A 9,038-nucleotide genomic window follows, 5' to 3' on the forward strand; every position below is an offset into this window, starting at 1 on the left:
GAAAATTAATCGGCAGGAGAGCGAAGTAATCCGCCGGAGAGAAAATTAATCAGCAGGAGAGCGAAGTAATCCGCTGGAGAGAAAACTAATCAGCAGGAGAGCGAAGCAATCCGCCGGAGAGAAAATTAATCGGCCGGGGCCATTTGCAAACAATCAAGTTACGTCGCAGTTTATCTATTTTGCGAATCATTGGATAACCCCAGAATAGATATTAGAATAAAAAAAGCTGCTACCAACTGGTAACAGCAATTATATTATGATTTTTGCTTATGCTTTCTTTTACTTGCCTTTTTAACTTCCTTTTCCTTTATCTTTTTTCCCATTAATACGTTCTTGGCTTTATCTCTGCTTTTCTTATTACTTAAAACATATAATGTATCTCCATCTTTGATGACCGTATTACCAGAAGGGGTGATCAGTTCATCATTACGGATCACGCCGATAATAAGTGTGTTTGCAGGAAGCTCTAAATCAATTAGGGAAGTGTCCAATGCTGGTGAGTTATTCGTTATAGAGACTTCCATAATTTCTGAATCTGTTGTTCCAAGATTAATGATTTCCAAGCTTGGCATTAAGTTTTTACTCTTATCTTCTGTCAAACCGAGTTTACTTGCCAGCCAAGACAAGCTGCTTCCTTGAACCAGAGCGGATATCAACACAACGAAAAATACAGCATTAAATATAGTTTGACTGTTAGGGATATCAGCGACAATAGGGTAGGTAGCTAATACGATAGGAACAGCCCCTTTTAGACCGGACCAAGAGATAAACAGTTTTTCTTTCACACTATACTTCAAAAAAATCATGGACAGGAAAATAGCGATAGGTCGCGATAAGAACATGAGAATGATGGACAAGATAATACCTTGCCAAAAAACATCCAATAACTGAGTTGGAAAAACAAGTAATCCTAAAAGAATAAACATAAGAATTTGCATCATCCAAGCAAATCCTTCGTTAAACCGTAATATAGTAAAACGGTACATAAGGTCATTGTTCCCTACATATACAGCCATTACATAAACAGCTAGTAACCCGCTTCCTCCTAATGTGTCGGTTAGGATATAAGTTAGCGAAGCCATTGCTAGTGCTAGCACAGGATATAGTCCCGCCGTATCCAGTTTAATGCGGTTGATTACTAAAACAGTTAATTTACCGAGTAAGAAGCCAAGGAGCAGCCCAAGTCCCATTTGTATAAAAAAGCTGCCAACAGCAGACCATATGGATGAATCAGGAATTTGGATCATTTCTATAAATGCAACAGTAAGAAAGACTGCCATAGGGTCATTGGAACCAGACTCTGCTTCCAAGGTAGAGGTTAATTTGCGCTTGATGTTTTTATTACCAAGAACGGAGAATACAGCTGCTGCATCTGTAGAACCAACAATGGCCCCAAACAACATGCCTTCCAGTAGGGAGAAGTCTAAGATGTACATGGCAGCAAAGCCAGTAAGAATTGTAGTAATTAGTACGCCGATGGTAGAAAGGATACTCGCTGCCCCTAACACGGGACGGATATGATTCCATTTTGTTTGAGTACCACCTTCAAACAAAATAATAATTAATGCCATTATTCCAATAAGCTGAGAGAGTTCTACATTTTCAAAGAAGACAAAACGATTTAGGCCCATTCCAACAAGTAAGAAGAGGACTAAGGCAGGAAGACCTAAACGGGTGGAGAATTTAGTGGCTAGGACACCCATTAGAAGCATTGCAGTGAATAAAAAAATCAGTGTTTCAACAGCCATATTTATAAACATTCCTTCCAAAGCTAAAAAGCCTATATATATAATAATAAACCGTAGTTTTTAAAAAATAAAATAAGAAGTACTATTTGTGAATAAATAATATTCCCATTCAGAAACTAATGAAAATGAAAGGAGAGATAAATATTTATGGTTAATAAAGAAAAAGAATTTAATAATATGTTTAAAAAGAACAAGCAAAGTGGAGAACATCGTAATGGACGGAAAAGCCAATATAAAAATTATAACAGTCAGCTCGGGGAAGAGCCGAATGAATATCAGAGTAGGAAAGAAGAATAAATAACTGTGTTTATTAATAAAAAGAACCACGAGCTCTTTAAGAGAACGTGGTTCTTTTGTGCTTGAAGTTCATTCTTATCCAAACCGTCCTGCAATATAGTCTTCTGTACGGTGATCGGTGGGATTATTAAAAATAATGTCTGTGTTATCATACTCCACTACTTCTCCGTTTAAGAAGAAGGCGGTTTTATCTGATATCCTTGAAGCTTGCTGCATGTTATGGGTAACAATAACAATAGAGTAATCCTTTTTTAATTTTTGGATTAATTCTTCTACTCGTAAGGTAGACTTTGGATCTAGCGCGGATGTAGGTTCATCCATTAAAATAACATTTGGCTCAATAGCAAGACAACGAGCGATGCACAAGCGTTGTTGCTGTCCTCCAGATAGGCCGTAAGCATTTTCTTTTAGCCGATCCTTTACTTCATCCCAAATAGAAGCTCCGCGTAAGCTTTGTTCTACAATTTGATCAAGGATTTTTTTATTGCGGATCCCATGAATTTTAGGTCCATATGCAACATTTTCATAAATGGATTTTGGGAAAGGGTTTGGTTTTTGAAACACCATGCCAACACGGGTTCTTAGCTCTTCGGGTCTAAAAGACTTATCCAAAATGTTCCTACCTTGGTAACTGATGGTTCCGGAAGTTCGCACTGTTGGAACTAGTTCTACCATGCGATTAAGAGTTTTTAGAAAGGTGGATTTTCCGCATCCTGATGGACCGATGATAGCAGTTACTTCTTTTTCATAAATAGATAAATTAATTTCCTTCAAGGCATGTGTTGCTCCATACCATAGATTTAAGCCTTCCGTTTGATATACTGTTTTATTCGTAGGAATTGGTCTCGTGAGTAGTCTTGTCATTGAAATTGTTTTACTCTCCATATTATAGGAATCTGTTAATGTACTCAAATTCTCCATCTCCTTTATTTAATTTACTTTGTATTCCAGTCAGTCAGCAGCAAGGTGCTCCCGCTTTTGCTATTAATATCTCTTTTGAAATTTGTTTCTGATTAGAACTGCTATAAAGTTCAGTATAAACAGCATTAGCAGAAGTACTACAATGGTAGCGGCAGCCAGGTTGGCATATTCTGCTACAAGTGATGAGTCCAACGTCCAGTAATATATTTGCATTGGCAATACGGTGAATGTATCCATAATCCCCCCTGGGAAAGGAATGAGCAATGCAGGGATACCAATAACAGTCAACGGTGCAGTCTCCCCAATGGCACGGGAAAAGGCGAGTATGGAACCAGTTAGAATACTCGGTAAAGCTGCTGGAAGCACAACATTTTTTACTGTTTGCCATTTAGTTGCTCCCATTCCATAAGAAGCTTCACTTAAATGCTGAGGCACAGAACGTATGGCTTCCTGTGCCGCTACAATTACAATAGGTAGTACGAGTAGCGAAAGTGTAAGCCCTCCTGCAAGAACAATATTTCCTAAATCCATAGCTCTCACAAATACAGTTAAACCTAATAAACCGTAAACGATGGAAGGTACACCTGCTAAGTTTGCAATATTTGTTTGCACAAGAGCTTGCATTCGTCCTTTTTTAGCATAAAGTTCAAGATAGATTGCAGTACCTATCCCAATAATTAATGTTGCAGGAATGACAACAACCATAAGCCAGAATGTTCCTAGGATTGCTCCCATAATGCCGGCTCTGTTAGCATTTGTAGAAAGTTTACTTGCAATAAACTCCATATCAATCCAATTAACACCTTGAGAAAATACACGAACTAATAGTATCGCCAATACAATCAATCCGAACATCGCTGCAGACAAGAATATAGCTTTAAATAAACTGTTTTTTAAAATACGGTAATTCATTCTCTTTCGTACGTCCACTTGATCAATATATTTCATCACTAATATTCCTCCCTGAATCGACGAGAAACATACCTTGCGAGTATATTCATAAGAAGTGTAAAGATAAACAATGTCATGGCAACAGCATATAAACTATAGTAAATTGTAGACCCGGCTGGAGCATCCCCTCCTGCAACTTCTACAATATACGCAGTCATTGTTTGCATGGACTGTGTAACATCAAAGGTGAAATTTTTGGAACTTCCACTAGCGATGGTAACGATCATTGTTTCTCCTATCGCACGAGAGATACCTAATACAAAGGAAGCGATAATCCCTGATAAAGCTGCTGGAATAACCACCCGAAAAGTTGTCTCCAGCTTGGTGGCTCCCATTGCCAATGCACCTTCCCTCATGCTATTTGGTACAGAGATAAGGGCATCTTCGGATAATGAAGCTATCATTGGAATAATCATGACTCCCATCACTAAGCCGGGGCTTAGTATATTCGTAGCTCCCATTCCGGGGATAAGCTCTCTTAAAACAGGTGTAACAAATGTAAATGCAAAGAAACCATAGACAATGGTGGGAATTCCTGCAAGTATCTCCAGCAATGGCTTTAAGATTTTTCTAACTCTTTCAGAAGCATATTCACTTAAATAAACTGCGGTCATGATACCAATTGGACCAGCAATTATTATAGCGATAAGTGATGAAATAATTGTTCCGTTAATTAAAGGAAGAATACCGAACTCCGGATTTTGACTTAGAGGCTTCAGTATTTTTCCAGTGAAAAATTCTCCAAAGGAAACCTGTTGAAAGAAAGCAATCGTTTCGGTCAGCAATGTCACAACAATACCGGCTGTGGTGAGAATGGAAATAGAAGCGATAATGAGTAAAATTGCTGGTATGAGCTTCTCACTGACAGAAGCCAGGCTATTCCTTTGTTTCTTATGTTCAATTATGTTTTTTATATCTCCAGGCTGCTGTCTAAATTCGGGTTGGGCTGCCATTAGTTGAGGCTCCTTTCTGAGATTTCTCATGATAAGTCACAACGAGATGAGAGCGAATCAGCCCTCATCTCATGCTTTCAAATAACACTTTTTATTGTTTTAATGCCTCGAGTTCTTCAATTAAGGACTCTGCTTCTCCGTTCGGAATGGGGGCAAAGCCTGTTTCTCCTGCAAATGTGTTTACGTTATTCATTACATATAAAGCATAATCAAGTACTTCAGGTTTTTCTTTGGCATGATTTACGTTTAAATAGGTAAACACAGGGCGGGTAAAGTCCGCATATTCTCCATCTTCTGCAATCGTGTCAAGCGAAGGTTCTACTGGGCCGTTTCCAAAATCTACGCTTACTGCTTGCAATTTATCCTTGTTATTCACATAGTATCCAAAACCGAAGAATCCAATCGAGTTCACATCTTCAGAAACCAGTGTTACTAAAGTGGAGTATTCTTGTTGTAAATTAACATCACTTACAAGGTCTTTTTCTTTTAAAATATTTTCATAGAAAAACTCATAAGTTCCATGGTTTTCATTAGGTCCTACAGCATTAATCTTTTCATCAGGCCAATCGGGATTAATGTCTGACCATTTTTCAACCCCACCATCTGCGAGAAATATGCTTTTAATCTCTTCAGGTGTCATTTCTGTTGCCCAATCATTGTCTGGATGAATAACAAAGGTTAACCCGTCTAAAGCTACTTTTAATTCTTTTGTTTCAATACCAAGCTCATCTGCTTTTGCTTGCTCTTCTTCTTTTATTTTACGAGAGGCATCATTGAAATCTGTGCCATCTTTCATTAGAAATTTTTCAAAACCTGCACTAGTTCCAGCCCGACTTACTTCAACTGAAACACCTTGCTGTTCTGTTGTCATATATTCCTCAGCGATGCGGGACATTAATGGGTAAACTGTACCAGAACCATCGATAACAACATTTCCTTCTAATTCGGAGGAAGTATCATTCCCACTATCAGCACTTGCACTTTCAGAAGAACCTTCATTTTTCTCCTTGTCTGTCCCACATGCTGCTAATAGTACTATGAAGGCAGCTCCTACTATAAGTAGTAAAAATGACTTAAATTTCATAATAAATTGTCCTCCCCTTTTGCAATTATGTTTTTTAAGAGTTTCCCTCTCAATTGCAAGTATAGTGGGTGAATGTTAAGAGAGTATTGGCTTAGTGTAAATGTTTTGTAAATATAGGTCTAACTACATAGTTTATACTTGAAGGAGTAAGTGAACTAGTTAGAAAGAGAGAGGAAAGGGCGGGGAGTGTAATGTCAGAAAACTACTATGATATATATATAAAACTATTACAACGTTATGGGGTACAAAGCTGGTGGCCTGCTGACACTCCATTTGAAATGCTCATTGGATCTATTCTTGTTCAGAATACAAGTTGGCGAAATGTAGAAAAGGCAATGGAACAATTGAAACCATTCTTATCACCCGAACAAATAGAGAAATTGACTCAGGAAGAGTTAGCACGGTTAATACGTCCCAGTGGTTACTTTAATGTGAAAGCAAAAAGAATTAAAGCATTTATAGCTTGGTTTCGCTTATATGATTACGAGGTAGAAAATTTAAAAAAGAGGGACAGAGAAGAGATAAGGAATGAATTATTGGGGATCAATGGTATTGGAAGAGAGACTGCAGATGTAATGTTGCTTTATGCTTTTGATAAACCAATATTTGTAGTGGATGCATATGCAAGACGTATTTTCTATCGGTTGGGTAATGATATGCCTGTATCCTATGATGGATTTCGCTTCATACTAGAAAAGGAATTACCATTGGATTTACTTTTAATGAATGAATATCACGCTCTACTGGTAGAACATGCAAAAGTTCATTGTAAAAGCAACCCGATATGCAATGGTTGCCCATTGTTTGATCTCTGTGCACGTCGGCTGGAGTAAATGAACGACTTTGATATGGATGGTCTTTAGAGATGTATTTACTTTAACATCAAATAGTTTAGTGTTAAAATAGTTAGCGTAGAATAGAATGAAGGAACAATTATATATTGCTAAATGAAAAGATAAAATGCCTTATCACTTGTGGTGCAGGTAGGATTGGTAAGAAAAGGGCAACTGCATTTGTAAAAGTTTAAATTTGCATACCTGAATAATGGAGCAGAAAGTGCTACAATAAAAGAATTAAAGAACTGCCAATCAGACTGAATCTTCATTGAAGTCCATCTTATTAAAAAAAGCGGACTCTCCGTGTAGAGAAGGTGTTTAGCCATAAAGGTGAGCATGATATTTCGGGAAATGGCCATGCATCAATATTAGCATCATTTGAGAATGTATCTCAGGAGCATCTGGATTTATCTTTTTTACTAGCTTTTATCCAACATTCTATTTAATGCAAAAGAGCATTGCCGCACTTACAGGAAGCAAATGGTGTTAACACCATTGCATTCCGTGCTGGAATAAATGGTAATTGAATTCAGGCATCTATGCAGCTGCATAGGGTGCTGTCTTAGTATGTGTTGTAGATTCTTTGAGGCGTGGACTCTGACTACATTGCCTGGCGAACCCTTATGGTTGATGGTGGTACTATTCAACTAAGTTAATCGAGGAGATAATATGGACAAGGAAAAAAATATTTTTAAACTAATCCGCACGATTGAATTGTTTTCAAATGAATCGATGCTGACATGGTCCCGGTCATTCCAACGTTCAGTTGGAATATCTTCCATTTTGGTATTGCAGGAATTAAGACACAAAGGGGCTCAGAAGCAAACGGAATTAGCTTCTACCTTAGGTTATACTCCAGGTGCGATGACCAATATTGCCTCTAAGCTGATTAATGAAGCATATGCAATACGGAAGTATGATACTGGGGATCGACGTGTCATTCGCTTGGAAATAACGGAAAAGGGTTTGCAGTTGTTAGAGGATGCTCAGCAAAAAGGGACCGAGATCAGAAAAGAAATGTTTGAGGTTTTAAGTGAGGAAGAGGTTAGTCAATTCCTCGCAATTCAAGAGAAATTACTGCGACATATTGAAAGTAAACCAAAATAAATGGAGGATGTTTTAGAATGGGAAGAGTACAAGGAAAAGTAGCATTAGTAACCGGAGGAGCTTCTGGTATCGGCTTATCTGCAGCAACATTACTTGCTAAGGAAGGAGCTAGTGTTGTAATTGGAGATTTTAATGTAGATGGAGCGAAAGAAGCAGCACGAGAAATTCGCAACCAAGGTGGAGAAGCTACTGGTATTTTCTTAGATGCTTCAAAAGAAGAATCTATCGCAGAAGCTGTTGATTTTACTGTTAAAAAATATGGTTCTTTAACAACCTTATATAATAATGTAGGATTAACTAATATTCAAAAGGATTTGGATGTAGTTAATATTGACCTGGACGAGTGGGACCGCTTGATGAACGTCAACACGAAGAGTGTTGTAATAGGTAGTCGCTATGCAATTCCACATATGAAGGAAGCTGGCGGTGGCTCAATTATTAACACTGCATCCATGGCGGCATTTGCAAGTGACTCGATCCGCTCTGCATATGGTGCTTCAAAAGCAGCTGTAGTTCAGTTGACAAAATATATTGCTACACAATACGGAAAAGACGGAATTCGCTGTAATGGTGTAGCACCGGGATTGATTTTAACTCCAGCAGCTAAAAATAATTTGTCTGAAGAGTTACAAGCAACATTCATGCGTTACAATGCGCTTCCATATCACGGGGATCCTGATGACATCGGTAATGCCGTGTTATTCTTGGCTTCAGATGAATCTAAATTCATGACTGGGCAAACACTTCAAATCGAGGGTGGGCATTATTTAGCAAACCCAACTGTGCCATTTTTCAATGAAATGGCTGCAAAGCAAAAAGAATCTAATTAATAAAAAAGAGGACATTTCCTGACCGGAGATGTCCTTTTTTTTCTCTTTATATTAGTTCGTGTGAACCTTTGCAAAAAAGATAAACTCCGAACTAACTTGGTAGTAGTTTATTTCATTTTAAGGAGGTGAATGGACTCATTGATTTCCACTGCAGGGGGACGCTTTCCACCGGCATGGCTTCAGCCGCTTCCTCCGCTACGCTACGTCCAGGGTCTTCAGCTCATGCTATTCGAGGCCACTGAAAAAGTCATTTTCTACTAAAATAGAAGTTTTTCAAAAGACGCTATCCCAAAATTTTGTTTTGTTAATAC

At 38.1% G+C, this 9,038-nt stretch carries 9 protein-coding genes; 4 read left to right on the forward strand and 5 right to left on the reverse strand.

What is annotated here, in order from left to right:
* Positions 1-254: 254 nt before the first annotated feature.
* Complete coding sequence (locus JCM12304_RS18485) at positions 255-1,748, reverse strand: potassium/proton antiporter (RefSeq protein ID WP_082388081.1); 1,494 nt, start codon at positions 1,746-1,748, stop codon at positions 255-257.
* Between the two features lie 147 nt (positions 1,749-1,895).
* On the opposite strand from JCM12304_RS18485, the gene JCM12304_RS19685 reads away from it, so the two are divergent.
* Positions 1,896-2,045, forward strand: a complete 150-nt coding sequence (locus JCM12304_RS19685) for a hypothetical protein (RefSeq protein ID WP_019376269.1) — start codon at positions 1,896-1,898, stop codon at positions 2,043-2,045.
* A gap of 75 nt (positions 2,046-2,120) precedes the next feature.
* On the opposite strand, the gene pstB is transcribed toward JCM12304_RS19685, so the two are convergent.
* The 4 genes from pstB to JCM12304_RS18505 form a co-directional block, all read right to left on the reverse strand.
* Positions 2,121-2,909: a phosphate ABC transporter ATP-binding protein PstB gene (gene pstB / locus JCM12304_RS18490; protein ID WP_077359071.1), complete on the reverse strand. Its 789-nt coding sequence runs from the start codon at positions 2,907-2,909 to the stop codon at positions 2,121-2,123.
* 120 nt (positions 2,910-3,029) lie between these two features.
* On the reverse strand, positions 3,030-3,914 hold the full coding sequence (gene pstA, locus JCM12304_RS18495) for a phosphate ABC transporter permease PstA (protein WP_060681957.1): 885 nt from the start codon (positions 3,912-3,914) through the stop codon (positions 3,030-3,032).
* Between the two features lie 2 nt (positions 3,915-3,916).
* Entirely contained in the window at positions 3,917-4,870 is a 954-nt protein-coding gene (pstC, locus tag JCM12304_RS18500) for a phosphate ABC transporter permease subunit PstC (protein WP_060681958.1), read from the reverse strand.
* A 91-nt stretch (positions 4,871-4,961) separates the two neighbouring features.
* Positions 4,962-5,954: a PstS family phosphate ABC transporter substrate-binding protein gene (locus tag JCM12304_RS18505; RefSeq protein WP_060681959.1), complete on the reverse strand. Its 993-nt coding sequence runs from the start codon at positions 5,952-5,954 to the stop codon at positions 4,962-4,964.
* 191 nt (positions 5,955-6,145) lie between these two features.
* On the opposite strand from JCM12304_RS18505, the gene JCM12304_RS18510 reads away from it, so the two are divergent.
* The 3 genes from JCM12304_RS18510 (at position 6,146) to JCM12304_RS18520 (ending at position 8,727) form a co-directional block, all read left to right on the forward strand.
* On the forward strand, positions 6,146-6,787 hold the full coding sequence (locus JCM12304_RS18510; protein ID WP_060681960.1) for an endonuclease III domain-containing protein: 642 nt from the start codon (positions 6,146-6,148) through the stop codon (positions 6,785-6,787).
* Between the two features lie 672 nt (positions 6,788-7,459).
* Positions 7,460-7,897, forward strand: coding sequence for a MarR family winged helix-turn-helix transcriptional regulator (locus JCM12304_RS18515; protein ID WP_060681961.1), 438 nt, complete (start codon positions 7,460-7,462; stop codon positions 7,895-7,897).
* Between the two features lie 17 nt (positions 7,898-7,914).
* Positions 7,915-8,727 (forward strand): SDR family NAD(P)-dependent oxidoreductase, encoded by an 813-nt coding sequence (locus JCM12304_RS18520; RefSeq protein WP_040956676.1) that lies wholly within the window; start codon positions 7,915-7,917, stop codon positions 8,725-8,727.
* Positions 8,728-9,038 lie beyond the last annotated feature (311 nt).

Origin of the sequence: Virgibacillus halodenitrificans JCM 12304, assembly GCF_001310895.1 — a bacterium.
In the GTDB taxonomy this organism is placed as follows: Bacteria; Bacillota; Bacilli; order Bacillales; family Amphibacillaceae; genus Virgibacillus_Q; species Virgibacillus_Q halodenitrificans.